Annotated in this window: 27 protein-coding genes, 5 tRNA genes and 1 pseudogene; 14 read left to right on the forward strand and 19 right to left on the reverse strand. The window is 58.8% G+C overall.

The annotated features are described in order from the left end of the window. Positions 1–165: 165 nt before the first annotated feature. Positions 166–242 (reverse strand) — tRNA-Val (locus ACP7BO_RS12300). Positions 243–425: 183 nt separating this feature from the next. On the opposite strand from ACP7BO_RS12300, the gene ACP7BO_RS12305 reads away from it, so the two are divergent. Beyond that, positions 426–1,709: an NAD(P)/FAD-dependent oxidoreductase gene (locus tag ACP7BO_RS12305; protein WP_426210666.1), complete on the forward strand. Its 1,284-nt coding sequence runs from the start codon at positions 426–428 to the stop codon at positions 1,707–1,709. Between the two features lie 85 nt (positions 1,710–1,794). Here ACP7BO_RS12305 and ACP7BO_RS12310 read toward each other — a convergent pair whose 3' ends face one another. Beyond that, positions 1,795–2,475 (reverse strand): peptidase C39 family protein, encoded by a 681-nt coding sequence (locus tag ACP7BO_RS12310; RefSeq protein ID WP_060691496.1) that lies wholly within the window; start codon positions 2,473–2,475, stop codon positions 1,795–1,797. A gap of 224 nt (positions 2,476–2,699) precedes the next feature. Here ACP7BO_RS12310 and ACP7BO_RS12315 point away from each other — a divergent pair, with 224 nt between their 5' ends. Next, entirely contained in the window at positions 2,700–2,867 is a 168-nt protein-coding gene (locus tag ACP7BO_RS12315) for a hypothetical protein (RefSeq protein ID WP_397456294.1), read from the forward strand. A 64-nt stretch (positions 2,868–2,931) separates the two neighbouring features. Here ACP7BO_RS12315 and ACP7BO_RS12320 read toward each other — a convergent pair whose 3' ends face one another. Together ACP7BO_RS12320 and ACP7BO_RS12325 are read right to left on the reverse strand one after the other, a co-directional pair. Beyond that, positions 2,932–3,687, reverse strand: a complete 756-nt coding sequence (locus tag ACP7BO_RS12320) for a TerC family protein (RefSeq protein WP_073510514.1) — start codon at positions 3,685–3,687, stop codon at positions 2,932–2,934. 30 nt (positions 3,688–3,717) lie between these two features. Continuing rightward, complete coding sequence (locus ACP7BO_RS12325; protein WP_426210669.1) at positions 3,718–3,957, reverse strand: hypothetical protein; 240 nt, start codon at positions 3,955–3,957, stop codon at positions 3,718–3,720. 131 nt (positions 3,958–4,088) lie between these two features. On the opposite strand from ACP7BO_RS12325, the gene nhaR reads away from it, so the two are divergent. Then, positions 4,089–4,994, forward strand: a complete 906-nt coding sequence (gene nhaR / locus ACP7BO_RS12330; protein ID WP_397456290.1) for a transcriptional activator NhaR — start codon at positions 4,089–4,091, stop codon at positions 4,992–4,994. On the opposite strand, the gene ACP7BO_RS12335 is transcribed toward nhaR, so the two are convergent. After that, entirely contained in the window at positions 4,991–6,148 is a 1,158-nt protein-coding gene (locus tag ACP7BO_RS12335; protein ID WP_426210672.1) for an MFS transporter, read from the reverse strand. The genes nhaR and ACP7BO_RS12335 overlap by 4 nt on opposite strands. A 366-nt stretch (positions 6,149–6,514) precedes the next feature. Here ACP7BO_RS12335 and sstT point away from each other — a divergent pair, with 366 nt between their 5' ends. Beyond that, positions 6,515–7,738: a serine/threonine transporter SstT gene (gene sstT, locus ACP7BO_RS12340; protein WP_426210674.1), complete on the forward strand. Its 1,224-nt coding sequence runs from the start codon at positions 6,515–6,517 to the stop codon at positions 7,736–7,738. A gap of 37 nt (positions 7,739–7,775) precedes the next feature. Here sstT and ACP7BO_RS12345 read toward each other — a convergent pair whose 3' ends face one another. Together ACP7BO_RS12345 and ACP7BO_RS12350 are read right to left on the reverse strand one after the other, a co-directional pair. After that, positions 7,776–8,285, reverse strand: coding sequence for a DUF1993 domain-containing protein (locus tag ACP7BO_RS12345; protein ID WP_073510642.1), 510 nt, complete (start codon positions 8,283–8,285; stop codon positions 7,776–7,778). A 135-nt stretch (positions 8,286–8,420) separates the two neighbouring features. Continuing rightward, positions 8,421–8,930, reverse strand: a pseudogene (locus tag ACP7BO_RS12350) (nucleotidyltransferase family protein); the annotation flags it as partial. Positions 8,931–9,342: 412 nt separating this feature from the next. On the opposite strand from ACP7BO_RS12350, the gene ACP7BO_RS12355 reads away from it, so the two are divergent. Together ACP7BO_RS12355 and ACP7BO_RS12360 are read left to right on the forward strand one after the other, a co-directional pair. Beyond that, positions 9,343–10,659, forward strand: a complete 1,317-nt coding sequence (locus tag ACP7BO_RS12355; RefSeq protein WP_426210676.1) for an MFS transporter — start codon at positions 9,343–9,345, stop codon at positions 10,657–10,659. Between the two features lie 113 nt (positions 10,660–10,772). Then, positions 10,773–11,444, forward strand: coding sequence for a YceH family protein (locus tag ACP7BO_RS12360; protein WP_426210678.1), 672 nt, complete (start codon positions 10,773–10,775; stop codon positions 11,442–11,444). A 39-nt stretch (positions 11,445–11,483) separates the two neighbouring features. Here ACP7BO_RS12360 and ACP7BO_RS12365 read toward each other — a convergent pair whose 3' ends face one another. Then, entirely contained in the window at positions 11,484–12,302 is an 819-nt protein-coding gene (locus tag ACP7BO_RS12365; RefSeq protein WP_426210680.1) for a shikimate 5-dehydrogenase, read from the reverse strand. Between the two features lie 230 nt (positions 12,303–12,532). Here ACP7BO_RS12365 and ACP7BO_RS12370 point away from each other — a divergent pair, with 230 nt between their 5' ends. The 3 genes from ACP7BO_RS12370 to ACP7BO_RS12380 all read left to right on the forward strand — a co-directional run bounded on the left by ACP7BO_RS12370 (position 12,533) and on the right by ACP7BO_RS12380 (position 13,540). Continuing rightward, positions 12,533–12,883 (forward strand): hypothetical protein, encoded by a 351-nt coding sequence (locus ACP7BO_RS12370; RefSeq protein ID WP_060691487.1) that lies wholly within the window; start codon positions 12,533–12,535, stop codon positions 12,881–12,883. A 166-nt stretch (positions 12,884–13,049) separates the two neighbouring features. Then, positions 13,050–13,244, forward strand: coding sequence for a hypothetical protein (locus tag ACP7BO_RS12375; protein WP_060691486.1), 195 nt, complete (start codon positions 13,050–13,052; stop codon positions 13,242–13,244). A gap of 101 nt (positions 13,245–13,345) precedes the next feature. Next, positions 13,346–13,540 (forward strand): hypothetical protein, encoded by a 195-nt coding sequence (locus ACP7BO_RS12380; protein ID WP_426210682.1) that lies wholly within the window; start codon positions 13,346–13,348, stop codon positions 13,538–13,540. On the opposite strand, the gene ACP7BO_RS12385 is transcribed toward ACP7BO_RS12380, so the two are convergent. Beyond that, complete coding sequence (locus tag ACP7BO_RS12385; protein WP_397456283.1) at positions 13,488–13,799, reverse strand: AzlD domain-containing protein; 312 nt, start codon at positions 13,797–13,799, stop codon at positions 13,488–13,490. The two genes, ACP7BO_RS12380 and ACP7BO_RS12385, sit on opposite strands and share 53 nt — an antisense overlap. Beyond that, a complete protein-coding gene (locus tag ACP7BO_RS12390) occupies positions 13,796–14,491 on the reverse strand; it encodes an AzlC family ABC transporter permease (protein ID WP_397456282.1) in 696 nt (231 codons plus the stop codon). The genes ACP7BO_RS12385 and ACP7BO_RS12390 overlap by 4 nt, the downstream gene beginning before the upstream one ends. A gap of 238 nt (positions 14,492–14,729) precedes the next feature. Here ACP7BO_RS12390 and ACP7BO_RS12395 point away from each other — a divergent pair, with 238 nt between their 5' ends. After that, positions 14,730–15,248, forward strand: coding sequence for a Dps family protein (locus tag ACP7BO_RS12395; protein WP_060691483.1), 519 nt, complete (start codon positions 14,730–14,732; stop codon positions 15,246–15,248). 126 nt (positions 15,249–15,374) lie between these two features. Here ACP7BO_RS12395 and ACP7BO_RS12400 read toward each other — a convergent pair whose 3' ends face one another. After that, complete coding sequence (locus ACP7BO_RS12400; protein ID WP_426210685.1) at positions 15,375–16,316, reverse strand: class I SAM-dependent methyltransferase; 942 nt, start codon at positions 16,314–16,316, stop codon at positions 15,375–15,377. A gap of 328 nt (positions 16,317–16,644) precedes the next feature. Between ACP7BO_RS12400 and pbpG the strand changes: the two genes are divergently transcribed. After that, the gene (gene pbpG / locus ACP7BO_RS12405; RefSeq protein WP_060691481.1) at positions 16,645–17,583 is read left to right on the forward strand and encodes a D-alanyl-D-alanine endopeptidase; all 939 of its coding nucleotides are present in this window, start codon (positions 16,645–16,647) and stop codon (positions 17,581–17,583) included. A 296-nt stretch (positions 17,584–17,879) separates the two neighbouring features. On the opposite strand, the gene ACP7BO_RS12410 is transcribed toward pbpG, so the two are convergent. From ACP7BO_RS12410 to gltX, 8 genes are all read right to left on the reverse strand, one after another. Next, on the reverse strand, positions 17,880–18,332 hold the full coding sequence (locus tag ACP7BO_RS12410) for an Hsp20 family protein (protein ID WP_397456280.1): 453 nt from the start codon (positions 18,330–18,332) through the stop codon (positions 17,880–17,882). 122 nt (positions 18,333–18,454) lie between these two features. After that, positions 18,455–19,414, reverse strand: coding sequence for a tRNA dihydrouridine synthase (locus tag ACP7BO_RS12415; protein ID WP_397456279.1), 960 nt, complete (start codon positions 19,412–19,414; stop codon positions 18,455–18,457). A gap of 73 nt (positions 19,415–19,487) precedes the next feature. Beyond that, positions 19,488–19,922 carry an acyl-CoA thioesterase gene (locus ACP7BO_RS12420; RefSeq protein ID WP_060691478.1) on the reverse strand — a complete coding sequence of 145 codons (435 nt, stop codon included), beginning with the start codon at positions 19,920–19,922 and terminating at the stop codon, positions 19,488–19,490. Positions 19,923–20,095: 173 nt separating this feature from the next. Then, positions 20,096–20,171: transfer RNA gene (locus ACP7BO_RS12425), tRNA-Glu, on the reverse strand. A 77-nt stretch (positions 20,172–20,248) separates the two neighbouring features. Next, a tRNA-Ala gene (locus tag ACP7BO_RS12430) sits at positions 20,249–20,324 on the reverse strand. Between the two features lie 50 nt (positions 20,325–20,374). Beyond that, positions 20,375–20,450: transfer RNA gene (locus tag ACP7BO_RS12435), tRNA-Glu, on the reverse strand. 77 nt (positions 20,451–20,527) lie between these two features. Beyond that, positions 20,528–20,603: transfer RNA gene (locus ACP7BO_RS12440), tRNA-Ala, on the reverse strand. A 310-nt stretch (positions 20,604–20,913) separates the two neighbouring features. Beyond that, positions 20,914–22,395, reverse strand: coding sequence for a glutamate--tRNA ligase (gene gltX, locus ACP7BO_RS12445; RefSeq protein WP_060691477.1), 1,482 nt, complete (start codon positions 22,393–22,395; stop codon positions 20,914–20,916). Between the two features lie 202 nt (positions 22,396–22,597). On the opposite strand from gltX, the gene ACP7BO_RS12450 reads away from it, so the two are divergent. From ACP7BO_RS12450 to ACP7BO_RS12460, 3 genes are all read left to right on the forward strand, one after another. Next, the gene (locus tag ACP7BO_RS12450; RefSeq protein WP_426210689.1) at positions 22,598–23,548 is read left to right on the forward strand and encodes a 2-hydroxyacid dehydrogenase; all 951 of its coding nucleotides are present in this window, start codon (positions 22,598–22,600) and stop codon (positions 23,546–23,548) included. A gap of 21 nt (positions 23,549–23,569) precedes the next feature. After that, positions 23,570–24,895, forward strand: a complete 1,326-nt coding sequence (locus ACP7BO_RS12455; protein WP_397456275.1) for an Nramp family divalent metal transporter — start codon at positions 23,570–23,572, stop codon at positions 24,893–24,895. Between the two features lie 106 nt (positions 24,896–25,001). Continuing rightward, on the forward strand, positions 25,002–25,946 hold the full coding sequence (locus tag ACP7BO_RS12460) for a siderophore-interacting protein (protein ID WP_426210691.1): 945 nt from the start codon (positions 25,002–25,004) through the stop codon (positions 25,944–25,946). Positions 25,947–26,134 lie beyond the last annotated feature (188 nt).

Genomic DNA, 26,134 nt, shown 5'->3' on the forward strand with positions numbered 1-26,134 from the left:
GATCAGTCATGCCGCCGTGCTGCGACTTCTCCAGTACCTGGAGGCGAGGGCTGATTTGGCGTTCTGAGGTGGGGGTTTTGCAAAAGTTTTGCAAATCGAAGCCAACAAAAAAGGGCCCACCTTTCGGTGAGCCCTTCTAGACCGCCCAGCAGAGCGGATTTTGTTTGGTAGGCGCGATTGGACTCGAACCAACGACCCCCACCATGTCAAGGTGGTGCTCTAACCAACTGAGCTACGTGCCTGCTGTGGGGTCGCATTCTATAGATTTGCGGAGGGGTGTCAACACCTTTTTTGCAGCTAACTCTATGAATAGTCGAATTATTTGTATGAGCTGCAAAAAACCTGTTCGGCAGGTGGCTAGCCGGTGGATTTCAACTCAGGTAGCATCGCCCTACTCGTCAAATATATTAAACAGAGGCTGCAGAATGTCGAACACCCCCTACCCCCAGTCTTACTATGCAGCTTCTGCCAACCCGGCTCCCGAACGCCCCGCCCTGCAGGATGACATTGAGACAGACGTCTGCGTGATCGGCGCCGGCTATACCGGGCTGTCGAGCGCGCTGTTTTTGCTGGAGAGCGGGTTCAAGGTCACGGTACTGGAGGCCGCAAAGGTGGGTTTCGGCGCGTCAGGTCGCAATGGCGGGCAGATTGTTAATAGTTATAGCCGCGACATTGATGTCATCGAGCGCACGGTGGGGGCCAAGCAAGCGCAGCTGTTAGGGCAAATGGCATTTGAAGGCAGCAAGATCATCCGCGACCGGGTGGCCAGGTACCAAATACAGTGCGACCTGAAAGACGGCGGTGTGTTTGCAGCCATCACCGCCAAGCAGATGGGTCACCTGCAAGCCCAGAAGAAACTCTGGGAACGCTATGGCAATACGCAACTGGAGCTGCTGGATCAGCGCCGGATTCGTGAAGTGGTTGCCTGCGATCAGTATCTGGGCGGATTACTGGACATGAGTGGCGGTCATATTCACCCCCTCAACCTGGCGCTCGGCGAAGCCGCAGCTGTTGAGTCATTGGGCGGTACGATCTACGAGCAGTCTCCCGCCATCCGCATTGAACGCGGCGCCAACCCGGTGGTGCACACGCCACAAGGCAAGGTCCGCGCCAAATTCATCATCGTCGCAGGCAACGCATATTTAGGTAATTTGGTACCCGAGCTGGCAGCCAAGTCCATGCCATGCGGCACCCAGGTGATCACTACCGAGCCCTTGAGTGAGGAGCTGGCCAAGACCCTTCTGCCACAAGACTATTGCGTCGAAGACTGTAACTACCTGCTCGATTACTATCGACTGTCGGGCGACAAGCGCCTGATCTTCGGCGGTGGCGTGGTATATGGCGCCCGCGACCCGGCCAATATCGAGGCGATCATCCGCCCGAAAATGCTGAAAGCCTTCCCGCAACTCAAAGATGTGAAGATTGATTACGCATGGACCGGCAACTTCCTGCTGACACTGTCCCGCCTGCCTCAGGTCGGCCGTATCGGTGACAACATCTATTACTCGCAAGGTTGCAGCGGTCACGGGGTGACGTACACCCATCTGGCCGGCAAGGTACTGGCCGAGGCTCTGCGCGGTCAGGCTGAACGCTTTGATGCCTTCGCCGACCTGCCCCACTACCCTTTCCCGGGCGGGCAACTGCTGCGCACGCCGCTGACTGCCCTGGGTGCGTGGTATTACAGCCTGCGTGATAAATACGGCTTTTAATTGACCGTTTGCTACCGGGGATCTGGCTGGCCTGCATGCATGCTATTTGCCTGGTGCAGTGCAGGCCGGCCTGTCTCCCTGCCGGTTATTTGCCCGGGTTCTGCAGGGCCTTGATGGCCCTCGCTCCAGCCTGCTCCTGACCCGAGCGGGACAGGTCGTTGGCCGCTTTCAACCAGCGCGCCTTGTCGACGTTGGCCGGCAGTTGCTCGGGTGACAAAATCAACACCGCCCAGCCCCCGGCATCTTTCCAGGCCGACTCAAACTTGTTGAAGTCCATCAGCCGCCGGCGCTCCATACCCGCACGCAACAGCACGGTGCGCTTGGTGCGGTTATACCCCACGAGCATGGCATAGCGTGGTTCAGACCAGACGGTACCGTCGCTGAAACGCAGCATCACCGGATACCCCGCCGCCACCTGAGTCAATAACGCCGCAAGGGATGTGTCCAACGGGTACACCATCAACCCGTACTGCGCCGCCAGTTGCTCCATATTGTCTTGCAGCGATGCTTCGGCACCCGGCAGTTTCAACGGTTTGACCAACAGCCCCGGGGTGATTCTGATGCGTTGCTGGCCAAGCATGCTGGCCAGCACCTGCGGACCGCTCTGATTGGCGTTGCCGCGAAAAAAGGGTACGCCATTGAGCTCGACCCTTTCCGGCAGGTGACGAAGCTCGGGCGGCTCGACACTGGCACACCCCACCATTGCCAGCGCAAACACCGACAGCAGCCACAGCCGTACTGATTTCAATCCCGTCACTCCCTGCATATTCCCTCGCTTTGAATGGGCGCCAGACCTTGAGGCCCGACGTGGCCATCGATCATAGGGCGCGATTGGGCGAAGGTATAGCCTTAAGCCACAGCCTGGCTGTGCGGATAGAACAAATGAGTTGGTCCAGCACGACCTTTGGTCAATAGACTGCAACACTACCCGCGCTAGACTGTCAGTTGCTTAGTGTGTGTTTGTGCCCATTGTGGGCAAAGGAGGCACTGATGAGCCCTACATGGACCATTTTTCTGCTGATTACCGGCTGGCTGGCCGTTGCCGCCGCGATGCTTTGGGGACTGATGCGCATCAGCCGCCATCACCACCCGCAAGTACAGCCCAAGCTGCAAACCCCGCCTGAAAAACCAGTGGCTGGCGCTGTCAACGCCCACTAATCCCGGCACCAAAAAGGCCGTCCCCCCAAAACAGGGTGGACGGCCTTTACGTTGCAGCTTGTGATTACTTCAGCAAAGCAGCCTGGCGCTTCTCCCGGACCCGGCGCGCCACAATGTTAAGGGTTTCCACCGTGGCGGAGAACGCCATCGCGGCATAGACATAGCCCTTGGGTACATGAGCCCCAAAGCCTTCTGCGATCAGGGTCATACCGATCATGATCAGGAAGGCCAGCGCCAGCATCACCACGGTCGGGTTTTCATTGATGAACTTGGCCAGTGGCTCCGAAGCCAGCAACATCACCAGCACCGCCACTACGACTGCCACCACCATGATCGGCAAGTGCTCGGTCATGCCCACCGCGGTGATAATGCTGTCGATGGAAAACACCAGGTCCAGCATCAAGATCTGCCCGATGGCAGCCGCAAAGCCCAGCGCCACCCTGGACGACACGCCCGCGGTTTTATCTTCGACCTCAGGGCTCATGCTGTGGTGGATTTCACTGGTCGCCTTCCACACCAGGAACAGGCCACCGGCAATCAGGATCATGTCTTTCCACGAAAAGGCCTGGCCCAGCACCTCAAATACCGGCGTGGTCAGTTGCACGATATAAGCGATAGTGCCGAGCAGGCCCAGACGCAGAATCAATGCCATGCCGATTCCGATACGGCGCGCCTTGGTGCGATAAGCCTCAGGCAACTTGTTGGTCAAAATCGAGATAAAGATCAGGTTATCGATGCCCAGCACGATTTCCATCACGATCAACGTGGCCAGCGCGACCCAGGCTGCGGGGCTGGCAGCCAGTTGTAAAAGATATTCCATAGGTGTGTTCTGACTCTGGTTTAGGACGGGTTAAATCGCTTGGGACGACTCTTTGCGTTGTTGCTCGGGCTGCTCTTTTTCAACCTGACCGCCGGTGGCTTCGCTCAGCGCCTGTTCCGCCGCCTTGTGGGTGTCATCAATCGCCTGCTTGGCTGTTTCAGCGGTTTTACTCAGCATTTGCTGCGCCGCTTTTTCGGCCTGATCACAACCGCCCAGCAGCAACAGGCCAGCGGCTAGCAGTGCCAGCGCACCTGCTTTCTTAATGTTCATCTCGCGTTCCTCTCGATAACGGCGGCCACGTGCATGGCTCGCGAATAACGCGGGATTCTAGACAGACAAACACTTCAGGAAAATTCGTATTTTTAAGCGCTATACTTCGGTTTTTACGAAGTATTCGGCTCATGCTCAACTACCGCCAACTGCATTACTTCTGGGTCGTCGCCAAAACCGGCAGCATTGTTCGCGCCTGCGAGCAACTGAACCTCACCCCACAAACCATCAGCGGGCAAATCAGCCTGCTGGAAGATACCTACGGCTTGCCGCTATTTCGCCGGGTCGGCCGTCAGCTGGAGCTGACAGAGACCGGGCGCCAGGTCCTGCCCTATGCCGAGCAAATTTTCCAGCTCGGCAACGAACTGGAAAGCATGCTGCGCATGGCTCCCAAAGAGCAGCAGATCCTGTTCAGGGTGGGTGTGGCGGATGTGGTGCCCAAGTCGATTGTTTATCGCCTGATCGCTCCCACCATGGAGCTGGACCAGCCGATCCGTATTACTTGCCGTGAAGACAAGCTCGACCGGCTACTGGCGGATCTGGCGATTCAACGTCTGGACCTGGTGATTTCCGACAGCCCAATGCCCTCCCACCTCGACATCAAAGGCCTGAGCCAAAAACTGGGGGAATGCGGCATCAGTTTTTTTGCCACCTCAAGCCTGGCCAGGGACTATGCCGAAAACTTCCCGCACTGCCTGCACGGCGCCCCGCTGCTAATCCCCGGCCCTGAAACCGTGATCCGCAGTCGTTTGCTGCGCTGGCTGGCAGAACAGAAAATCCAGCCGCGAATCGTTGGTGAGTTCGATGACAGCGCCTTGATGCAAGCGTTTGGCCAGTCCGGCATCGGCGTATTTATCGCCCCCAGCGTGATCGCCCAGGAAGTCATGCGTCAGTTCGACGTTGAGCTGATCGGCCAGACCGAGGCGGTCACCGAATCGTTTTACGCCATCACCGTTGAACGCAAGAGCCAACACCCCGGCATCGTTGCAATTACCGAGGGTGCCCGACGCGAGTTGTTCACCCCTGCCAACGACTAAGCGCTGGCCGCGGCGCGCGGTTTTGCCGTCATCAACATCAGCGCCAGCAAAATCGAGAGCAGGATAAAACCGGCAGCAGCAAAGCCCAGGCTGCCCAGGCCGTAGGTGTCGATTATCTGGCCGCCGACCATCGCGCCCAGACCGATCCCCAGGTTGCCCCCGGCAATATTCAATGACGCGGCAAAAGCCGGAGCATGGGGCGCCGCTTTCATCAGCCGGACATGACTGACCAGAAACAGCGCCGACTGGGTAATGCCCCAAATGGCCATCGCTGCCGCCAGCGCCAGCGAGGTATGAATACTCGGTATCAACGCCACCATGGCGCCGATCATAAAGGCGCTGAACACAATCGACGCGATCAGCGGATGGCGATCCACCATGCGCCCGCCCAGTGAGTTACCGATCAGGCCGACTGCGCCAAAGCCCATCAGGCACCAGCCAACCAGGGTGCCATCAAAGCCCGCCAGTCGCTCCAGGATGTCGGCCAGATAGGTGTAGGCCGTGAACATGCCACTGAATACCAGCACTGACAGCACGATATGGCCAATCATCAGCGGGCTGCGCAACAGGCTCAATTGCGAGCGCAGGGTGACGCTGGCCCTGGCCACGTGCGTCGCCGGCAAATAAACCCACAGCAACAAGGCCTTGGCCAGTGCAACCACCGCGAGAATGGCGAATGCACTGCGCCAGCCCCAGGCATCGGAGATCAAGGTTCCGACCGGAATCCCGAATACGGTCGCACAGACAATCCCGAAACCGATTTTGGCAATCGCCCGCCCGGCGTACTCCGGCCCTACGATGTCTACCGCCGTTTCGCTGGCCAAGGCCCAAAACACCGGCAAGCCCAATGCCGGCAACAAACGGGCAAAGCCCATCACCCAAATATTGGGCGCCAGCGCCGCGAGGGTATTGGCGAAGGCAAACATCAACAGGATCGTAATAAACAGGGGCTTGCGCTTGAAGCGCGCAAAGTAAGCAGTCAAAAACGGCCCCAGGGCCGCCACTGTAAAAGCGAACAATGTCACCAGCAAACCGGCCTGGGGCACGCTGACCTCTAGATCACGGGCAATCGAGGGCAGCAGGCCGACAATGATGAACTCGGTGGTAAGCACGGTAAAGCCGGCCGCAGACAGCAGCAGGATGGGCAACAACATGAAATGACTCCAGAAACAGCAACGCCAGCGATAACCGAAACAGGTCCGCTGATTTGAACAAGGATGAGGATGGGCGATAGTAGCAGAACGACCGCCCCCGGGGGCACGCCACCCCAGAGAAGATCCCCCACGGGTGTGGCAGATTGCCCCTGAACCGCGAAGCGCCCCCGGCACTATGCTAAAGTCCGCCCCCGCCATGAATCTGGCCGGACAGACCCACTCGGCACGCTTGACTGACCTCGGCTGCCGACTCTGCTTTACTCAACACGTTTTAACCCGCCGACCGTCATCGATCTGCCTGCCCGCTCGTTGCAGATCGTCCCGCTGTTGCTCAGTGCACGGTCCAAAACAACTAGAGAAACCCTTATGACTGACGCTCCACCTTCCCTGCTGCAAAAGCTCAAACGCACCAGCCTGGTCACCCAGATTGTGATTGGCCTGATTGCCGGTATTTTGCTGGCCTGGCTTGCGCCTGCTGCTGCACTTTCGGTGGCCTTTATCGGCAAGGTGTTCGTCAGCGCCTTGAAAGCCGTGGCCCCGATCCTGGTGTTTGCTCTGGTCATGGCTTCCATTGCCAACCACAAGCACGGGCAAGAAACCCATATCCGTCCGATCCTGGTGCTCTACCTGTTCGGCACCTTTGCCGCCGCCGTCGTGGCCGTCATTGCCAGCATGATGTTCCCCTCGAGCCTGGTGCTGGTAACGGAAAATATCGCCATTGCAGCCCCGGGCGGGATCAGCGAAGTCATGCAAAGCCTGCTGTTGAGCGTGGTCGACAACCCGGTCAGCGCACTGATGAACGCCAATTTTATCGGCATTCTGGCGTGGGCCATCGGCATGGGCGTCGCCATTCGCCACGCCGGCGATACCACCCGCACCGTGCTCAGCGACCTGTCCAACGGCGTCACTGTCATCGTGCGCGTAGTCATCCGCTTTGCGCCGCTGGGGATTTTCGGCCTGGTGGCTTCGACCCTCGCTACCTCGGGTTTCGGTGCCCTGCTGGGCTACCTGCACCTGCTCGCCGTACTGATTGGCAGCATGCTGTTTGTGGCACTGGTCATGAACCCGTTGATCGTGTTCTGGAAACTGCGCCGCAATCCGTACCCGCTGGTGTTTCTGTGCTTGCGTGAAAGCGGGATTACCGCGTTTTTCACCCGCAGCTCGGCGGCCAACATCCCCGTGAACATGGCACTGAGCGAACGTCTGGGGCTGCATGAAGACACCTACTCGGTGTCGATCCCGCTGGGCGCGACCATCAATATGGCGGGCGCCGCAATCACCATTACGGTATTGAGCCTGGCCGCCGTGCATACCCTGGGCATTGAAGTCGACATTCCGACCGCGATTTTGCTGAGTGTGGTGGCAGCCATTTGTGCCTGTGGGGCATCGGGGGTAGCGGGAGGTTCGCTGTTGCTGATCCCGCTGGCGTGCAGCCTGTTCGGCATCCCGAGCGAGATTGCGATGCAAGTGGTGGCCGTGGGCTTCATTATCGGCATCCTGCAGGACTCCGCCGAAACCGCGCTGAACTCGTCCACCGACGTACTGTTTACTGCTGCGGCCTGCATGGCCAAGGAAGAACCGGCGTCTTGACGGCGCCGGTGTTGTAAGCGCTGGCGAGGTATCGCGATCAGAACGCGCCCATGTAATCGCGCTTGCCCACTTCAACGCCATTGTGACGCAGGATCGCGTAAGCAGTGGTCACGTGGAAGAAGAACTGAGGCAGGCCGTAGGTCAGCAGGTAAGCCTGGCCGGTGAAGCGCTTTTCTTTCGGGGTGCCCTGACGGGTGATGATTTCGATGCCTTCCTTGCCGTCGATTTGCTCAGGCTTGATGCCGTCGACAAACGCCAGCACTTTACTGATCAGCGCTTGCAGGTCAGCAAAGGTCACTTCGCTGTCGTCGTACTTCGGCAGTTCGATTTCAGCCAGACGGCCCGAAACACCCTTGGCAAAATCAACCGCGATTTGCACCTGACGCACCAGCGGGAACATGTCCGGCGCCAGACGCGCTTGCAGGAAAACACTTGGATCGATGTTCTTGGCCGTCGCGTGAGCCTCAGCCTTGGTCAGAACACCGCTCAGGGCGTTGAGCATTTGTTTGAACACGGGAACGGAAGCGGCGTACAGAGAGATAGTCATGAAAGTCTCGACAGTCTGTGGGCGGGAATTGGATGTGCGGCGATTATAGACACGCCAGTAGTCTTCGGGTGTATCAAGATCAACCCTCACCCATTGACTGGCGGTTTCTACTGCCATGACGCGCTCGCGATACTGGCGCAAAAGCGGGCGCGCACCTTCATCACCGGCACAGGCTCTAAGCCCGGGCAAACACTCGGGTGTCCACAGCACCGGGTTGCCGCGCTTGCCCTTGTAACTGGCCTGAAACCCCACGACACCGGGGTTCGCCTGCATGGCATCAATCAACTGATCAATGACCCCGGACGTGACGCCGGGCATGTCCCCCAGACAAAAAATCACCGCCTGCCGGTCACTGAGGGCTCTGGCGCCGACACGCACCGACGAGCCAATGCCTTCCGTAAAATCCTGGTTAAGCACATATTCGACCGCCAGCCCGGACAGGGCCCGGCGAACATCAGCGGCCTCATGCCCAATGACCACCAGCACTTTGGCGCAGCGCGAGGCGAGCGCGGCCTGTACCACATGCCTGACCATCGGCTGCTCGGCCACCGGCAGCAGCAACTTGTTGTCGGGCCCCATGCGCCGGCTCAGCCCTGCGGCAAGTACCACCGCCACGACCTCAGTCTGTTCCATATCGACGGGCATCTCTTGCCTCCGGTGTGCGCGCTGACAGCGCCGAATGCTGCGGTGATTTCACTGACGATGGCAAAAGCGACACTTTGCGGCGTATCGCCGCCCAGATCCAGCCCCGCGCGATAGTGCAGTTCGCCGCGTGATGCAGCGGCCCCGCCATCGCTTTCCTCAAGCAGCCGCTCCGTGCGCTCTGTAGGGCCCAGTTGCCCGACTTAGGCCGGGGCAGGAAGAACCGGGGGCATGCGCCATTGAGCTGTCAGACGCCAAAGTCGATATGCTGGTGTCCGCCCGCCTTGGCGCACTCATTCATCGAGCAGGGCCGGCCCAGTCTTCTGACACTGCCTGTGGAAACCGCTTTTGGAGCCTGGCAAAGCACTGATCGCGATCACACAAAAACAAACACTCGTCACCGCCAGGAGACCACATGCCCTCTGCAAATGCTGGAACAAGCCTTGCGACTCCTGTCGCAGATCGCATCAAGGCGCTCTATCACAAAATCACCTGGAAGCTGATCCCCTTCCTTTGCTTCTGTTATCTGGCGTCCTATCTGGACCGCATTAACATCGGCTTCGCCAAGCTGCAAATGCTCCAGGACCTGCACTTCAGCGAGACTGCATTCGGCCTGGGGGCGGGCCTGTTTTTCGTCGGTTATATCCTGTTCGAGGTGCCGAGCAACCTGGTCCTGGAGAAAGTCGGGGCCAAGGTCTGGATTGCCCGGATCATGATCACCTGGGGCCTGCTGTCGGCCTGCACCATGCTGGTCACTACCCCGACCCAGTTCTACTTTGTACGCTTGCTGCTGGGCGCCGCCGAAGCCGGCTTTCTGCCGGGAGTCCTGTACTACCTGACCACCTGGTTTCCGACCTACCGGCGCGGGCGCATCATTGCCCTGTTCATGATCGGCATGCCGCTTTCCAGTGTTATCGGCGGTCCGCTGTCGGGCTGGATCATGGGCGCGTTCGACAACGCCGCCGGCCTGCGCGGCTGGCAATGGCTGTTTATCGTTGAGGCGGTACCTAGCGTGCTGCTTGGCATCCTGACGTTCTGGGTACTGCCTGATAACCCTCACAAAGCCAAATGGCTGAACCCTGAAGAAAAAGCCTTGCTCGAAGGTCAGCTGCGCCTGGATGAGGTCGAGGGTAAACACAGCAAGCACAGCTTTCGTGACGGTTTCTTCAACCTCAAGGTCTGGATGCTCGGCGGGATCGACTTCTCCATCCTGCTCAGTGCCTATGCCATGGCGTTCTGGATGCCGACTTTCATTCGTAACGCCGGGGTAGCCGACAACTTCCATATCGGCGTGCTGACCGCCCTGCCCAGTGCCGCCGCGCTGGTTGGCATGCTGCTGATTGGCGCAAGTTCGGACCGTCGCCGCGAACGGCGCTGGCATATCATCGTGCCTTTTCTGATGGGTGCGGCAGCCATGGCCGCCGCCACTTTCTTTAGCCACAACGTGTTTGCCACGGTTTTGCTGTTTGCCATTGCTTCGGCCACCATCATCGGGGCCGTGCCGGTATTTTTCAGTTTACCGGCGACCTTTCTCAAGGGCCGGGCGGCCGCAACCGGGTTCGCCCTGGCCTGTTCGCTGGCCAATATCGCCGGGCTGGTGAGCAATTCGTTGATGGGCATTGCCATCGACGTCACCGGCAGCGGTGCCGGAGCGCTGTGGTTCTTCGCCGGCTGCCTGCTGTTGAGCAGCCTGCTGGTGATTGCACTGCCGGCCAAACTGGTCAACCGCTAGCCGGTCACCCCCGCAGGTACCGCCCAAGGCGGGGCCAGCGGGGCCAATCAAGACAGTCGCTCTAAGGCGCAAAAAACTCCACAATGGCCGCTGGCTAAAAATGGAGAACAGAAATGGAAGCCCCAGCGAGTCAGTCCCCAGAAAACCCGCAGATCGAATCTGATACCGGGCCTCGTCTCAACAGCATCGAGATCCGCATTCTCGGCTCCCTGATCGAGAAACAGGCAACCCATCCTGAAACCTATCCATTGACCCTTAATGCGCTGGTGCTGGCCTGCAATCAGAAAACCAGTCGCGAGCCGGTCATGAACCTGACCCAGGGTCAGGTTGGCCAAAGCCTGCGCGCACTCGAAGGTCGCGGCTTTACCCGCCTGGTGATGGGCAGCCGTGCCGATCGCTGGGAACACAAGGTCGACAAGGAACTGGAACTGGTTCCGGCCCAGGTGATTCTGCTGGGGTTACTGTTTTTGCGCGGCCCGCAGACCCTCAATGAGCTGCTGACCCGTAGCGGGCGCATGCATGATTTTGAAGACACCGAGCAAGTGCAGCACCAGCTGGAGCGTCTGATCGCCCGTGATCTGGCGCTGCTGGTGCCGCGCCAGTCCGGCCAGCGCGAAGACCGCTACATGCATGCATTGGGTGACCCGGCCGATATCGAAACAATCATCTCGGCCCGTCAGCAACCGGCCGAACGCAGCAGCGGCTCCGGCGTATCACTGGAGCGCTTTGAAGCCCTCGAGGCGCGAATCGCGGCGCTCGAAGCTCGTCTGGCGGAGCTGGAATAACCAGGTCATTCGGGCGAGGTGACTCGCCCGACTTCTCACTCAGCTGCGCGCAAAGGCTACGGCGGCCTTGAATTGCTCAGGTGTCGGCCGCACGCCGGTGTACAGCACAAACTGCTCCAGCGCCTGAATCGCAATGACTTCAAGGCCTGTGATGACGCGCTTGCCCTGAGCGCGACCGCTTACGATCAATGGCGTTTCAGCCGGAATGGCCACCACATCGAAGACGATTTCTGCCTGCGCAATCGCATCCTCTTCAAATGCCAGATCATTCGCCTCGGCGCCACCGGTCATGCCCACGGGCGTGGTGTTGATCAACATCTGCGGCCTGCTCGCCCCCAGCTCCGGCTGCCAGGCATAACCCAGGTTTTTGGCCAGCCCTGCGCCCGTGGCTTTATTGCGGGCCACGATCAGGCCATTGCGATAACCGCCATCACGCAAGGCCGAGGCCACCGCTTTGGCCATACCGCCGCTGCCGCGCAGGGCGAACGTGGTTTCCTGCGCCACCTTATGGTCGCGCAGCAACTGCGCGATGGCGATGTAGTCGGTGTTGTAGGCCTTCAGGTGGCCATCGGTGTTGACGATGGTATTGATCGAGGCAATGGCTTGCGCCGAAGCATCGAGCTCATCGACCAGTGCAATGCAGGCCTCCTTGAAGGGCATGGACACGCCACAACCGCGAATGCCCAGGGCCCGGATACCGGTCACCGCCCCTGCAAGATCCTTGCTGCTGAATGCCTTGTAGTAAAAGTTCAGGCCCAGCTGTTCGTACAGATGATTATGAAAACGCAGTCCGAAGTTCCCCGGTCGGCCCGACAGCGATATGCACAGTCGGGTGTCTTTATCCGGATTCATTTGCATGCTCATCTCCTTGCAGATTGCTTTCAGATCAACGGCGCAAGCCGCGTGGGTAATTATGTTGGATCATATTGCTGCTGCCCGGGCTGAAACGTCTCAGCGCCGGGCAAACCTTACACAAAATTTACCGAAGCGCTCCGCAGTTTTTTCAAAAAAAGCTGTCTTAGTGTTATCCCCGCAGTATTGATGTGGCCCGTTGGCCAAAAGTCGGGACTGAAATCAGAGGAATCGTCATGATGCGTACCATCCCCAAAGTTGCTTTGCTGATCGGCGCTTTGGCCGTCGCAGGCCAAGCCAGCGCCCATGGCGGTTGGGATGCCGGTTCAGCCGTTGTCGGTGCAGTGGTCGGTGCGACTGTCGTAGGCTCGGTCATGGCTGCCCAGCAATCGCGCCCGGTGTATGTACAACAACCGGTCTACGCTCAGCCGCAGCCGGTGTATGTCCAGGCCCCACCGGTCTATTACCAGCCACAGCCGGTCTACGTCCCGGCGCCACAACCGGTCTACTACCAGGGCTACTATGGTCGCCCGCATCCGGTGTATTACGGCCCGCCCCGCGGCTACTACGGCCCGCCGCGCTGGTAAGCAGCGCATTCACCGGCAGGCTTGTAGAGCTGCCGGCAGGTCTGGTTAGATGTCATGAGTGTCGCGGGTGAGACACCCTCAAGCTGCGAACTGCAGCATGATGGAGCCCAGCCCGCTGCACCCGGGCAGCAACCAAGAACAGTTTATAAAAACAAGGACGACCTGAATGCCAACACAAAACCCGCACCGCACCGCAGGCCTGTGCACCTCTAGCAAGGTCTACAACACGCTGACCGAGCTCAAGCAGCTCGAAGGCCACCGCACCGCGAAGCTCATGTCGCTGCTGGCCCAGCACCTTGTAAGCGAAGGGCTCATGAGCGACCAGCAAGTCATGCAGATGCTTGACCAGGTGGTTGATTGACCCCTGACCTCACTGGCATCAATGGCGACTATCAAGCGCAATGATTATTTGCGCGCCAGCATAGACCTTAAGCTAGCGACATTGTTTGCGCAGAGGTCTTTATGTCCAGAATTCAAGTCATGTCTGTTATTGGTAGCGCGGTGCCTGCCCCGCTTCGGGCCGACGGCTTCTTGGCCTGCTGGTACGTGGTCAATGACGGTGTTGCCGTCAGCGGCCCCTTCACCTCGCGAGCGGCAGCCCAGATCAAAGCCACCAGCGAAACAGATAAAACAACCCCACACTTGACGCGACACTGATCAAAACGTTGCGGCTCCAGAGCATCAGCCCTATCGCACACAGGCCAGCCAGCAGGTAGGGATTATCCGCACTCAAATCGAGGCGGTGATCTTTGACAAAAATGATCGGCCCACAAATTGCGGTCAGCATCCCCGGCACCGCAAACCCCAAAAACTCCTTTACCCTTCGATTCAGGCGAATCGGCAAGCGCGGCTCCAGAAACAGGTAACGGTTGAAAAACAGGATCAGCGTCATCCCCCCGATAATCAGCCAAATCATGCGAAGTACTCCCCCAGCCGCTTGCACAGATAGCCTGCAGTCATGCCCGCCAGTCCCGCCAATACAATCGCCGACTCCCACTGCCAGTGGCTGAACAGCATCACGCTCAGCAGTGAGACCGCCACGCAAACAACCGTAGGCACATTGCGCACTACCGGTGTGATCAGCGCAATAAAAGTAGCCGCAATCGAGAACTCAAGCCCTAGCTGATCCAGCCCGGGAATGCTTTTGCCCAGGACTATGCCCAGCAGGGTAAACAGGTTCCAGCCCAGGTACATGCACAGCCCGACACCTAACGCATACCAGCGGCTAAACGTCTTTTGATCATAAGGACTGACCAGCGCAAAGAACTCGTCAGTCAACAGAAAGCCGAGCCCCAACCGCCACCTGACCGGCAGTGGCGAGACCATCGGACGCAAGTGCATCGCGTACAACAAATGTTGTGAGGTCAGGAGCAAGGTCGTCAGCAGGATTGAAAGCACGCTGGCGCCCCCCTTGATCATGCCAATGGCTACTAGCTGGGCTGCGCCGGCGAAAACAAACACCGACAGGCCCTGACTTTGCAGCGGGGTCAGTTGAGCATCAATTGCCGTCGAACCCGCCAGCAACCCCCAGGGCGCGCACGCCAGTGTCAATGGAAGACAAGCAATCGCACCGCGTGTAAATGCGATGCGCGGAAGGGTCGTAGACATCAAAAAGATCCTGGCAGTGGGCAGCGTCAAAGGGTCGCAGCATGGGCTTTGAATGTATTGAACAATCTTGCTCTTTCGCCGGTCGCAACCTGTAGACATCTGTACGGCGCGGTCCGCCGGGTTTGACGAAAGACCGATCCTGGTCTTAAGTCAGCCGGCATAAGCAAGAGCCAGGCGGCTTAGGCAGCGCCCCTCGGCATGCGTCAGATCCTATTCACAGCCACCACGAGGAACCATCATGAAAGACCTGAAATCCGCCAAGGAAAGCAGAAAGGCCGATCTACGGACACCTTCGGCGCTGAGCGAAGAAGCCTGCATCAACATTGCAGCAGAAGTGAATGCCCTGCTGGCTGACACCTTTGCCATTTACATGAAGACCAAAAACTTTCATTGGCACATGTCAGGCCCGCATTTCCGTGATTTCCACCTGCTGCTGGACGAGCAATCCGACCAGATTTTTGCCACCACCGACGCCATTGCCGAACGCGTACGCAAGCTGGGGCGCACCACAATTCGTTCGGTAGGCCACATCAAAAAACTCCAGCGCCTGCTGGATAACGACGCCGACTTCGTAACCCCGAGCGACATGCTGGCCGAGTTGCGCGAAGACAACATCCAACTGGCGGCCTACATGCGTGAAACCCACGATATGTGCTCGGAACTCGGGGATGTGGCGACCACCAGCCTGCTGGAAAACTGGATCGACGAAGCCGAGCGCCGCGTGTGGTTCCTGTTTGAATCGTCGCGCACCAAGTAAGCCTGCATCCGCCCCATACGATGAAATATGTTTCACATTCTTTGCTGGCAGCGAGCTGTATATTCGCCCTGCTCATTCAATGAACCCTTCGCCCGCACCCTCCCCCCGCGGGCTTTTTTTTGCCGGTCAAACGCCTTGTTTGAACACCAGCGCTTTCAAACCGCATTCAGCATCGGCATCAGGAAATTCGGGCGGGTTGTCCAGTCGCTGCACGAAACGCAAACCCGGTGCATCAAGGGTTACGCCGTCAATCAGGAAATCAGAGCCCAATGCCGGATCGTTCATGCACGCCAGCACCATGGCGTTTTCACTGAGCAACTCGGGCAGGCGCCGAACCACACGCTGGTAATCCTTGGTCAGCAAAAAACTGCCTTTCTGAAAGGAAGGCGGATCGATGATCACCAGATCATACGGCCCCATGCTTTTTACCTTGCCCCAGGACTTGAACAGCTCGTGCCCAAGGAAGCTCACCTTGCTCATGTCGTGTTGATTGAGGCGGTGATTGTCGCGGCCACGACTCAATGCCGCACGGGACATATCGAGGTTGACCACATGCTGTGCGCCGCCTTCGATGGCGGCGACCGAGAAGCCGCAGGTGTAGGCAAACAGATTCAGGACCCGCTTGCCCTGCGCGTTGGCCCGCACCCAGTCGCGGCCGTAGCGCATATCCAGGAACAGGCCGTTGTTCTGCTTGCGGCCCAGATCAACGCGGTAGCGCAGGCCACCTTCGGTCAGCGTCCACTCGTCAATCGCCTCACCTGCCAGCCACTCAGTGTCGCTGTTGAGCGTGTAGCGGTGCTGCAGAACCAGCGTGTGCGCCCCGCTGGCTTGCCACACCGGCGATTGCGAGAGGCTCAGCAGCAATTGCTTCAAAGCTTCAAGCTGCGCCGGCTCAGGCTCTTTGAACAACGAAACCAGCACTACGCCCTGCAGCCAGTCGACCGTCAACTGCTCAAGCCCCGGCCAGCACCGCCCGCGCCCATGGAACAAGCGCCGGGTTTCCGCGGGCGCAGTCTCCAGGGCAGTCAGTAAGTGCAGGTGCAGGGTGCTTAACGCTTCAGGAGTCATCGGGCCGGCCGGTCAATTTCAAGGGCCGGCATTTTACACAATTGCCGGCCTCTTAAGTGCCTCAAGCGTGCCAAGGGCCGCCCGGACCAATTCACGTTCAGCCAGCGCACAGCTTGGGGCTGCTACCCTCGCCCGCGGCAACCGACGCGATCGGCAGCCAACAGCGCGGGGCAAAGTCCGCAAATAACGATTTACCTGAAATACATGCGCCAAGTCCCTGCGAAATCAGGCATTTCAACGATTATTGATCCATACTCACGAAATGTAACGATACGTGTATAACAGCGTTACAGATCAGCACTCCCCAACCATCCTTGAGTCATTCTGCGTGAAAATTCATCTTTCGATTCTGAGCCTATTTTTAGTTCTTACAGGCACCGCCGCCCCTTCGATCGCCGCAGCGACCGAGGGCACTTCGGCTCCACGGGATACTTCACAACTGCACATCGCGTCAGGCAGCGCGATGCTCGTCGACTTGCAGACCAACAAGGTCATTTATTCCAGCAACCCCGATGTCATCGTCCCCATCGCGTCGGTCAGCAAGCTGATGACGGCCATGGTCGTACTCGATGCCAAGCAGTCGATGGATGAGTACATCTCGGTCAATATCAGCGACACCCCGGAAATGAAGGGCGTGTTCTCCCGGGTCAAGCTCGGTAGCGAGCTGTCGCGTCATGAAATGATGCTGATCACCCTGATGTCTTCGGAAAACCGTGCCGCCGCCAGCCTGGCGCACCACTATCCGGGCGGTTATGTGGCGTTTATCGCAGCGATGAATGCCAAGGCCAAAAGCCTGGGCATGATGAGCACCCATTACGTCGAGCCGACCGGCCTGTCGGTTCGTAACGTGTCCACTGCACGCGACTTGAGCAAGTTGCTGGCCGCGGCACGGCACTACCCGATGCTGACCCAGCTGAGCACCACCAAAGAAAAGACCGTGGCGTTCCGCAAACCCAACTACACCCTGGGTTTTCACAACACTGATCACCTGGTCAATAAAGACAAATGGAATATCAAGCTGACCAAAACCGGCTTCACCAATCAGGCCGGACACTGTCTGGTACTGGTCACAGAAATGGGTAATCGCCCGGTTTCGCTGGTGATTCTGGACGCCTTCGGCAAATACACTCACTTTGCCGATGCCGGCCGTATTCGCAACTGGGTAGAAACCGGTAAAAGCGGCAGCGTTCCTGATGTAGCCCTGCGTTACAAAGCCGAGAAAAACCTCAAGCACTACCAGGGCAACGCGAATCAGGCCGCAAAGTAATCCGTGACAACCAGGCCCGCAACCCCGGGCCTGGCTCCGGATTTATTCAATGCTTACTGATGCAAGTAAAGGGCCCGATTGGCATCGAGCCCTTTACTTGCGATACCGCCGCATTGTTCAGACCTGTATTGATCCCGCTCGCCCGGTAAAAAAGCAGGCACCTGCCCCGGGGAGAGAGTCGGAACAAGTGCCTGCGTACTGCTCTTCAAGGCTGCCTGCCTGGCACGCCATGTGCGTCTATCCAAAACAAAGAACCCCGCCTTAAAGACGGGGTTCTTTGCTGGCGCATGCTCGGATCAGTTGTTCAGAGCTGCCTGCTGATCCCCATTGATAGGGATGCGTTTGGCTTTCGCCTCTTCGGGCACGACCCGCTGCAGGTCGATGCTGAGCAAACCGTTTTTCAGGTTTGCGCCCTTGATCTCGATATGGTCATCGAGACGGAAGGACAACTTGAACGCCCTTTGTGCGATGCCCTGATGCAAGAAGGTAACGCCTTCTTCGCTGGTGCTTTCACGTTTGCTGCCGCTCACGGTCAGCACACCTTTCTCTACTTGCAGGTCCAGATCATCTTGCTGGAACCCCGCCGTGGCCACCACGATGCGATAGCTGTCTTCACCACGTTTTTCAACGTTGTAAGGTGGGTACCCGCCACTGGAATCATTGCGTAGTGCGGTTTCAAACAAATCACTAAAACGGTCAAAGCCGACAGAATTACGGAACAGTGGCGCCATGGAAAGTGCAGTGCTCATAATTTCATCCTCCTGATTTCAGCGAGATTTTTAACGCGACCCGGTTTCGGCATCGCGTACCCCATAGATAGGGACCGTCAAACGCATTTCAAGAGTTTTTTTTGAATTTTTTTTTGCCCGTTTCAGGCGGCGTCCGAAGGCGGGTTATTGACCAGATGCCTGACCTTTTCACAATCGGTTTCGCGGCGCATGGCATTGAACAGCACCATGGCTTCAGGGTAGTTGCGGGTCAGCATGGCCAGCCATTGCTTGAGCCGTCCCGGGGCCGAACGCGGGGTCAGTTGAGCTTCTGCCTGGGCCCAAAAGTCGCGGATCATGGGCTGCAGGTCGGACCAGGTCATTTCGACCACTTCTTCACCGGCTTTTGCAGCGGCAATCTGCCGGGCCAGGTCAGGACGCGACACCAGCCCGCGACCGAGCATGATGTCTTCAGCCCCACTGATTTCGCGGCAACGGCGCCAGTCTTCAACCGACCAGATATCGCCATTGGCAAACACCGGCACCTTGACCGCGTCTTGCACCTGGGCGATGTATTCCCAGTGCGCAGGCGGCTTGTAGCCGTCCATCTTGGTCCGGGCATGCACCACGATCTGGCTGGCGCCCCCTTCGGCAAGGGCAATCGCACACTCATTGGCACTGTCGGGCGTGTCAAAACCCAGCCGCATCTTGGCCGTAACCGGGATATGCGCCGGCACGGTGCGCCGCACCTGCAACAAGATCGCATGCAGCAATTCGGGCTCTTTGAGCAACACAGCCCCGCCCCGGGACTTGTTCACGGTTTTGGCCGGGCAACCAAAATTGAGGTCAATCACCCCTGAGCCCAGCTCACAGGCCAATGCCGCGTTATCCGCCAGGCAAGCCGGATCAGAGCCCAGCAACTGCACGCGCAACGGCACACCGGCACGGGTTTTGGCGCCATGCTGGAGTTCAGGGGCGAACTTGTGGAAGTACGCCTCTGGCAATACACGTTCGGTGACCCGAATAAATTCGGTCACGCACCAATCAATACCGCCGGTGCGGGTCAGAACATCACGCAGGATGTTGTCGACCAACCCCTCCATCGGCGCCAAAGCAATTTGCATGGGTGACTCTCATAAAAAACGTGCGGCAGTTTACGGGGTTCCAGGGCCAACCGATATCAGGCAGGCCCCCTTGTCAGGCCGTTACGACAGCCGGGCCATAACCTTCCAGGAACTCGGGCGGCAGGCGCTTGGCCTTGCCAGTAGACAATTCGATGCAGACAAAGGTGGTTTGCGCACGCAGCAACGTCACGCCATCACAGGGGCGTACCAGCTGAAAGTGCCGGGTCATGCGCAGGCGCTTGTCACAATCGACAATCCAGGTCGCCAGTTGCAGTTCATCGCCTTCATAGGCACTGGCCAGATAATCGATTTCATGGCGAGCCACAGCCATGGCCCGATCGAGGCGGCGATAGGCCGTCAGGTCCAGCCCGAGGCGCTGCGAATGCCGCCAGGCACAACGCTCAAGCCACACCACATAAGCTGCGTTATTGGCATGACCAAACCCGTCAATGTCTTCGGCCTGCACCTGCAGATCAATGATGAATGGCGTTGCCAAATCCCAACTCATGCCTTGCCTCCCCGAACTCGAATGAAGGCCGCAGTGTAACGCACCCGGTCTTCGCAAAGGCGCGAGCAGATATAGGCAAAGGGAAAAGATCGGAGGATTGCCAAATCGCAGACAAACAAAAGGGCCATTCAATAACCGAATGACCCTTATAAATCCCGCAGAGCGGGTAATCGTGGCGTCCCCTAGGGGACTCGAACCCCTGTTACCGCCGTGAAAGGGCGGTGTCCTAGGCCACTAGACGAAGGGGACACAAACCCTTCTAACAGTGATCACTGCTGAGCAATGATCGATTCAAGGACCGTGTGGCCAGACCTTGAACTGTAAATTGGTGGAGCTAAACGGGATCGAACCGTTGACCTCCTGCATGCCATGCAGGCGCTCTCCCAGCTGAGCTATAGCCCCGATTTATCGCCTGGCGGCGGAGCAACACTTGCGTGATGCTTCTGTAAAACTGGCGTCCCCTAGGGGACTCGAACCCCTGTTACCGCCGTGAAAGGGCGGTGTCCTAGGCCACTAGACGAAGGGGACACAAACCTTCTAACACTGACCAGCGCTGAGTGCTGATCGATTCAATGCCGGTGTGGCCAGGCATTGAACTGTAAATTTGGTGGAGCTAAACGGGATCGAACCGTTGACCTCCTGCATGCCATGCAGGCGCTCTCCCAGCTGAGCTATAGCCCCAGACAGTCACTGTTACGTGTTGCTGTGTGGACGGGGCGCATATTAAGACTGGATGGGTAGGCTGTCAAACTTATTTTCAAACTTTTTTAAAAAAATTTGCCGTGAGAACAACCACTTACCCTTCTGCCCCCGAAAACACGGGATCTTGTTGGCGCAACCCCCGTAGCAGCTGCCACAGGCTGCGTCCGATTGCGAAGCGATCGTAATTGCTGAACATACGGTTTCATACAAAAACCGATGGTTCTGACATTACGACGACCATGTCGCCGGACACAGCCTTCGGCAGCTGCTACGGGAGTATCAGTCTGGATCAGCCAATCGCGTTAAACAGCTTTTCCCACTCTTTGTTTTCTTTCTTCGACACACCACCCAGCAGGTCCAGCGCCTGACGCAGACGGAAGCGAGTCAGGTCCGGGCCCAGAATTTCCATGGCATCGAGCACCGACACAGAGCTGGCCTGGCCCGTGATCGAAGCAAACATCAGCGGCATGGCATCGCGCAGTTTCAGCCCCAGGGACTCAACCACCGTCTGGATACAGGCAGTGATCGGGTCCTTCTCCCACTGACGCAGGCTTTCGAGCTTCCACAGAATCAGCTGCATCAATTGGCGCACCTGTTCGTTGGACAGCTTCTTGTGCTCAAACAGCTTGGCATCCAGCTGCAAACCACCGGCGAAGAAGAAGCCGGCCAATGGGGCGATCTGGCTAAAGGTTTCGACACGGCCCTGAACCAGCGGCGCGATCTTCATCATGTATTCAGGATTCAACGCCCACTGCTGAACGCGGCTGGCGAACTCTTCCAGCGGCAGATCACGCAACCACTGACCGTTGAGCCAGGACAGCTTCTCGACATCAAAGATCGGCCCGCCCAGTGAAACGCGGGACAGATCGAAGTTATCAACCATTTCCTGCAACGAGAACTTCTCGCGCTCGTCCGGCATCGACCAGCCCATACGGCCCAGGTAGTTGAGCATTGCTTCAGGCATGAAGCCCATGCGCTCGTAGAACGTCACCGAAGTCGGGTTCTTGCGCTTGGACAGCTTGCTCTTGTCCGGGTTGCGCAGCAGCGGCATGTAGCACAGCTGCGGTTGCTCCCAGCCAAAGTACTCGTACAGCAGGATCAGCTTGGGAGCCGATGGCAGCCATTCCTCACCGCGCAACACGTGGGTGATGCCCATCAGGTGATCGTCGACCACGTTCGCCAGGAAGTACGTCGGCAAACCGTCGGTCTTCATCAGTACCTGCATGTCCATGCGATCCCACGGGATCTCGACGTCACCGCGCAGCAGATCCGGAACAACGCACACACCTTCAGTAGGCACTTTCATGCGGATAACGTGCGGCTCGCCGGCAGCCAGGCGACGGGCAACTTCTTCTTTGGACAACAGCAACGCACGACCGTCGTAGCGCGGGGTTTCACCCTTGGCCATTTGCTCGGCGCGCATCTGGTCCAGTTCTTCGCTGGTGCAGAAGCATGGAAAAGCATGGCCCATATCGACCAGTTGCTGGGTGTACTTCTGGTAAATCTCGCTGCGCTCGCTCTGCCGGTAAGGACCGTGCGGGCCACCCACATCCGGGCCTTCGCTCCAGGTGATACCCAGCCAGCGCAAGGCGTCGTAGATCTGTTGCTCGGACTCGCGGGTCGAACGCAACTGGTCGGTATCTTCGATCCGCAGGATGAACTCGCCGCCATGCTGCTTGGCAAAGCAGTAGTTGAACAAAGCGATGTAAGCGGTGCCGACGTGGGGGTCGCCGGTAGGCGATGGCGCGATGCGCGTGCGAACGGTGGTCATGGGCGGTCTCGAAGTGGAGATAAAACAAAGGGCGAATGGTAACAGGCCGACCGTGCTTGGCTCCAGCACAGGACCGACCCGTGATCCCGCAGGGCTGAAAAAAGCGTCAATAGAGCCTTTGTATCGAATTGATACAGGGAAAAACATCCAGCAGGGGTGCTAATCTCGGCCCATTCCCGATCCCCCTGGACTGGAGACGTCTATGTCCCGCGTTGTGCTGGTGCTGGTTGAAACGGTTAACGATTACCTGCCATTGCTTGAGCGCGAAGGTTTTGTGCTGATCCTGGCACCCACGGCCGCCAGTCGTGCCGAAGCGATTGCCAGCCACGGCCAGCGAATCGATGCGGTATTAACCCGCGGCCCCCTGGGTTTGACTGGCGAAGAGATGGCCGCCCTGCCCTTGCTCAAGATCATCTGCGTGATCGGCGCAGGCTATGAGCAAGTGGACTTGCAGGCCGCCAGCAACCGCGGGATCACCGTAACCAACGGCGCCGGGGCCAATGCCTCGTCGGTGGCCGACCACGCCATGGCGCTCCTGCTGTCACTGGTGCGTGGCATTCCCCAGGCCGATGCCGGTATCCGTCGCGGCGAATGGAACAAACTGCGCCTGCCGTCCCTGGCCGGCAAGCGCATGGGGATCCTGGGCCTGGGCGCCGTAGGGCAAGCCATCGCCAAACGCGCGGCCAACGGCTTTGACATGAGCATCAGCTACCACAAACGCCAGCCCCTGCCCGACACACCCCATACCTGGTGCGCCAGCGTCGTCGAACTGGCCGGCGCCGTGGACTTCCTGATCGTGGCCACCCCGGGCGGCAGCGACACCCGGCATCTGGTCAACGGCCCGGTGCTCGATGCCCTGGGGCCACATGGCTACGTGATCAATATCTCGCGCGGCAGCGTCATAGACACCGACGCCCTGATCGCAGCACTCGCCAGCGGCCGGATCGCCGGCGCCGGTCTCGATGTATTCGATCACGAACCCCAGGTCCCTGACGCTCTTAAAACCCTCGGCAACGTGGTGATGACCCCGCACATGGGCGGCCAATCGCCAGAGGCCGCCCAAGGAACCGTGCAGATGGTGGTGAACAACCTGGTGGCATATTTTTCCGGGCAACCGGTCCTGACACCCGTGAGCTTGCCCGCGCCTCTTTAACCCTGACAACGGATCCCGCGCTTGAAATTCAGCCTGCCGAAAATCGCCACTGCGCCCTTCTGCCCTCCCGAGGTCAGCGGCAGTGTTGCCGTCGATGCCAGGGCGCCGTTCTGGAAACGCGTATTGCGCTTTGCCGGCCCCGGGCTGCTGATCAGCATCGGCTACATGGACCCGGGCAACTGGGCCACCGCCATCGAAGCCGGCTCGCGTTACGGCTACAACTTGCTGTTCGTGGTGCTGCTGGCCAGCCTTGCAGGCATGGCGGTGCAATGCCTGTGTTCACGGCTGGGCATCGCCACCGGCCGCGACCTCGCGCAACTGTGCCGCGAACGCTACAGCAAGCGCTCGGCACGGGCCCAGTGGGTACTGGCAGAAATTTCAATCATCGCCACCGATCTGGCGGAAGTGCTTGGCTGTGCACTGGCCTTCCATTTGCTGCTGGGCTGTTCGATGACCTTCGGCATCGCCCTCACCGCCTTCGACACCCTGTTGATCCTGGCCCTGCAAGGCAAAGGCTTCCGCCGCCTGGAGGCAATCATGCTGGTCCTGGTGATGACCATCGGCGTGTGCTTTTTTGTCGAACTGGTGCTGATCAAACCTTACTGGCCGGACGTTTTCGAAGGCTTCAAACCGTCGCTGTCGGCGATCAGTGAGGCAGCACCGCTGTACATAGCGATAGGCATCATTGGCGCCACCGTCATGCCACACAACCTGTACCTGCACAGCTCCATCGTCCAAACCCGTCTGACGGGCACCGACTACGCCAGCAAACTGGACGCCGTGCGCCTGTCGCGCATCGACACCATCGGTTCACTGGCGCTGGCGCTGCTGGTCAACGCCGCGATTCTGATCCTGGCCGCAGCGGCCTTTCACCAAACCGGCCACAGCGACGTGGTCGAGATCCAGGACGCCTACCGCATGCTCGACCCGCTGGTGGGCGGCGCCATGGCCAGCATCCTGTTCGGCGTGGCGTTGCTGGCCTCCGGGCAAAGCTCGACCTTCACCGGCACCATCGCCGGCCAGGTGATCATGGAAGGGTATCTGGACTTGCGGATTCCCTGCTGGCAGCGCCGTTTGATCACCCGTGGCCTGGCGCTGATCCCGGCGTTTCTCGGCGTCTGGCTGATGGGTGACGATGCGGTGGGCAAACTGCTGATCCTCAGCCAGGTGGTACTCAGCCTGCAGTTGCCCTTTGCCCTATACCCGCTGATCCGCATGACCGGCGACCGCAAACTCATGGGCCCGTTCGCCAACCGCCTGCCGACACGACTGCTGGCCTGGTTCCTGTTTGCCGTGATCAGTTGCGCCAACATCTGGCTGATCGCACAACTCGCCTTCGGGGCTTGAACAGCCCTCCTCATCGCTGGCTTGCCCGCGATGCAGGCAACAGCCTGTAAATTAAGCGCAGCACGCGTCGTTCTATCTAATGACTCCTGCTTATTTAGGTGCTGCCATGTCCGTCGCCACCACGCTGGTGCAAGCCCTGGGCAAACAACCCAGTAAACCGGCCGGTTACCAGCTGTTCAATATCCGGCTCAAGCACAGCATTGCCTTGAGCCCGTCACTGATGCGCTTTGTGTTCAGCGGCAGTGACGTGGGGTTGATGCGCACACTGGGGCCGGATCAGCGAGTCAAACTGTTCTTCCCCGCAGCCAATGGCACTGCCCCCAATCTGCCCAAGCAAGGCGACTGGCAAGCAGCACGGCGCAACTTGAGTCCCGACCTCTCAGTACCCATGCGCACCTACACCATTCGCAATCTGCGCCCACAAACCTGCGAGCTGGACATCGACTTTGTGCTGCACGGTGAAACCGGCCCCGCGTCTCGCTGGGCCGCCCACGCCAAACCGGGCGACCGCCTGCAAATCGTGGCCCCCGATGCTGCGTTTGATGCCGACCCTGGCGGCTATGAGTGGCTGCCACCAGACGGCGTGCGCCAGGTGCTGTTGATCGGCGACGAAACCGCCCTGCCGGCCATTGCCGCAATTCTCGAACAACTCGCCCGGCACCCGGACCCGCACAGGGTGCAAGCCTTTATCGAAGTCCCCCAGGAATCGGACTGCCTGCCCCTGGTCTGTGGTCATAGCGCCAAAGTTCACTGGCTGCCCCGCGCCAGCCTGGGCAAGCAGCACGGCGACGGCATGACCCTGGCCGCCCGCGAGCTCGCGAGCCTGCCGCTGATCAGAATAAAACCCGGAGACGAACTCGAAGAGCCCGATCTGACCCGCCAGCTCCTGTGGGAACGGGCCAGCGCCAAACAGAGCGAGTTTTATGCCTGGGTCGCCGGTGAATCGGCAGCAGTGATGACGATCCGGCGGTTTTTCATTAATGAATGCGGGCTGGATCGCAAGGCCCTGACCTTGATGGGTTACTGGAAACTCGGACGCTCCCTGGATTAACCCCCCAAACACCTGTAGGAGCGAGCTTGCTCGCGAGCTCTTTGTTGGCATTTGGAAAGCTCGCGAGAAAGCTCGCTCCTACGGAGGGGACAGACCACAGAAATACTTTATTACAACTCCGGCTTCGGGTTTTGCGCGTCTCATCCGTCCTACATGGATAAGCAATCGCTTCTCAATGGCGATTACAC

It is taken from the genome of Pseudomonas sp. TWR2-1-1 (assembly GCF_049897045.1).
Taxonomy (GTDB): Bacteria; Pseudomonadota; Gammaproteobacteria; order Pseudomonadales; family Pseudomonadaceae; genus Aquipseudomonas; species Aquipseudomonas versuta.

Bases quoted from the DNA above. Each gene is read 5' to 3' on its own strand.
- ACP7BO_RS12410 (WP_397456280.1), bottom strand. From the start codon at position 18,332: ATGAGCACTGCACTTTCCATGGCGCCACTGTTCCGTAATTCTGTCGGC.
- sstT (WP_426210674.1), top strand. From the start codon at position 6,515: ATGACTGACGCTCCACCTTCCCTGCTGCAAAAGCTCAAACGCACCAGC.
- ACP7BO_RS12335 (WP_426210672.1), bottom strand. From the start codon at position 6,148: ATGTTGTTGCCCATCCTGCTGCTGTCTGCGGCCGGCTTTACCGTGCTT.
- ACP7BO_RS12345 (WP_073510642.1), bottom strand. From the start codon at position 8,285: ATGACTATCTCTCTGTACGCCGCTTCCGTTCCCGTGTTCAAACAAATG.
- ACP7BO_RS12315 (WP_397456294.1), top strand. From the start codon at position 2,700: ATGAGCCCTACATGGACCATTTTTCTGCTGATTACCGGCTGGCTGGCC.
- ACP7BO_RS12355 (WP_426210676.1), top strand. From the start codon at position 9,343: ATGCCCTCTGCAAATGCTGGAACAAGCCTTGCGACTCCTGTCGCAGAT.
- ACP7BO_RS12385 (WP_397456283.1), bottom strand. From the start codon at position 13,799: ATGATTTGGCTGATTATCGGGGGGATGACGCTGATCCTGTTTTTCAAC.
- ACP7BO_RS12395 (WP_060691483.1), top strand. From the start codon at position 14,730: ATGAAAGACCTGAAATCCGCCAAGGAAAGCAGAAAGGCCGATCTACGG.
- ACP7BO_RS12375 (WP_060691486.1), top strand. From the start codon at position 13,050: ATGCCAACACAAAACCCGCACCGCACCGCAGGCCTGTGCACCTCTAGC.
- ACP7BO_RS12320 (WP_073510514.1), bottom strand. From the start codon at position 3,687: ATGGAATATCTTTTACAACTGGCTGCCAGCCCCGCAGCCTGGGTCGCG.
- gltX (WP_060691477.1), bottom strand. From the start codon at position 22,395: ATGACCACCGTTCGCACGCGCATCGCGCCATCGCCTACCGGCGACCCC.
- ACP7BO_RS12365 (WP_426210680.1), bottom strand. From the start codon at position 12,302: ATGCAAATGAATCCGGATAAAGACACCCGACTGTGCATATCGCTGTCG.
- ACP7BO_RS12460 (WP_426210691.1), top strand. From the start codon at position 25,002: ATGTCCGTCGCCACCACGCTGGTGCAAGCCCTGGGCAAACAACCCAGT.
- ACP7BO_RS12310 (WP_060691496.1), bottom strand. From the start codon at position 2,475: ATGCAGGGAGTGACGGGATTGAAATCAGTACGGCTGTGGCTGCTGTCG.
- ACP7BO_RS12390 (WP_397456282.1), bottom strand. From the start codon at position 14,491: ATGTCTACGACCCTTCCGCGCATCGCATTTACACGCGGTGCGATTGCT.
- ACP7BO_RS12420 (WP_060691478.1), bottom strand. From the start codon at position 19,922: ATGAGTTGGGATTTGGCAACGCCATTCATCATTGATCTGCAGGTGCAG.
- ACP7BO_RS12415 (WP_397456279.1), bottom strand. From the start codon at position 19,414: ATGCAAATTGCTTTGGCGCCGATGGAGGGGTTGGTCGACAACATCCTG.
- ACP7BO_RS12325 (WP_426210669.1), bottom strand. From the start codon at position 3,957: ATGAACATTAAGAAAGCAGGTGCGCTGGCACTGCTAGCCGCTGGCCTG.
- ACP7BO_RS12370 (WP_060691487.1), top strand. From the start codon at position 12,533: ATGATGCGTACCATCCCCAAAGTTGCTTTGCTGATCGGCGCTTTGGCC.
- ACP7BO_RS12360 (WP_426210678.1), top strand. From the start codon at position 10,773: ATGGAAGCCCCAGCGAGTCAGTCCCCAGAAAACCCGCAGATCGAATCT.
- ACP7BO_RS12400 (WP_426210685.1), bottom strand. From the start codon at position 16,316: ATGACTCCTGAAGCGTTAAGCACCCTGCACCTGCACTTACTGACTGCC.
- ACP7BO_RS12305 (WP_426210666.1), top strand. From the start codon at position 426: ATGTCGAACACCCCCTACCCCCAGTCTTACTATGCAGCTTCTGCCAAC.
- nhaR (WP_397456290.1), top strand. From the start codon at position 4,089: ATGCTCAACTACCGCCAACTGCATTACTTCTGGGTCGTCGCCAAAACC.
- ACP7BO_RS12380 (WP_426210682.1), top strand. From the start codon at position 13,346: ATGTCCAGAATTCAAGTCATGTCTGTTATTGGTAGCGCGGTGCCTGCC.
- ACP7BO_RS12450 (WP_426210689.1), top strand. From the start codon at position 22,598: ATGTCCCGCGTTGTGCTGGTGCTGGTTGAAACGGTTAACGATTACCTG.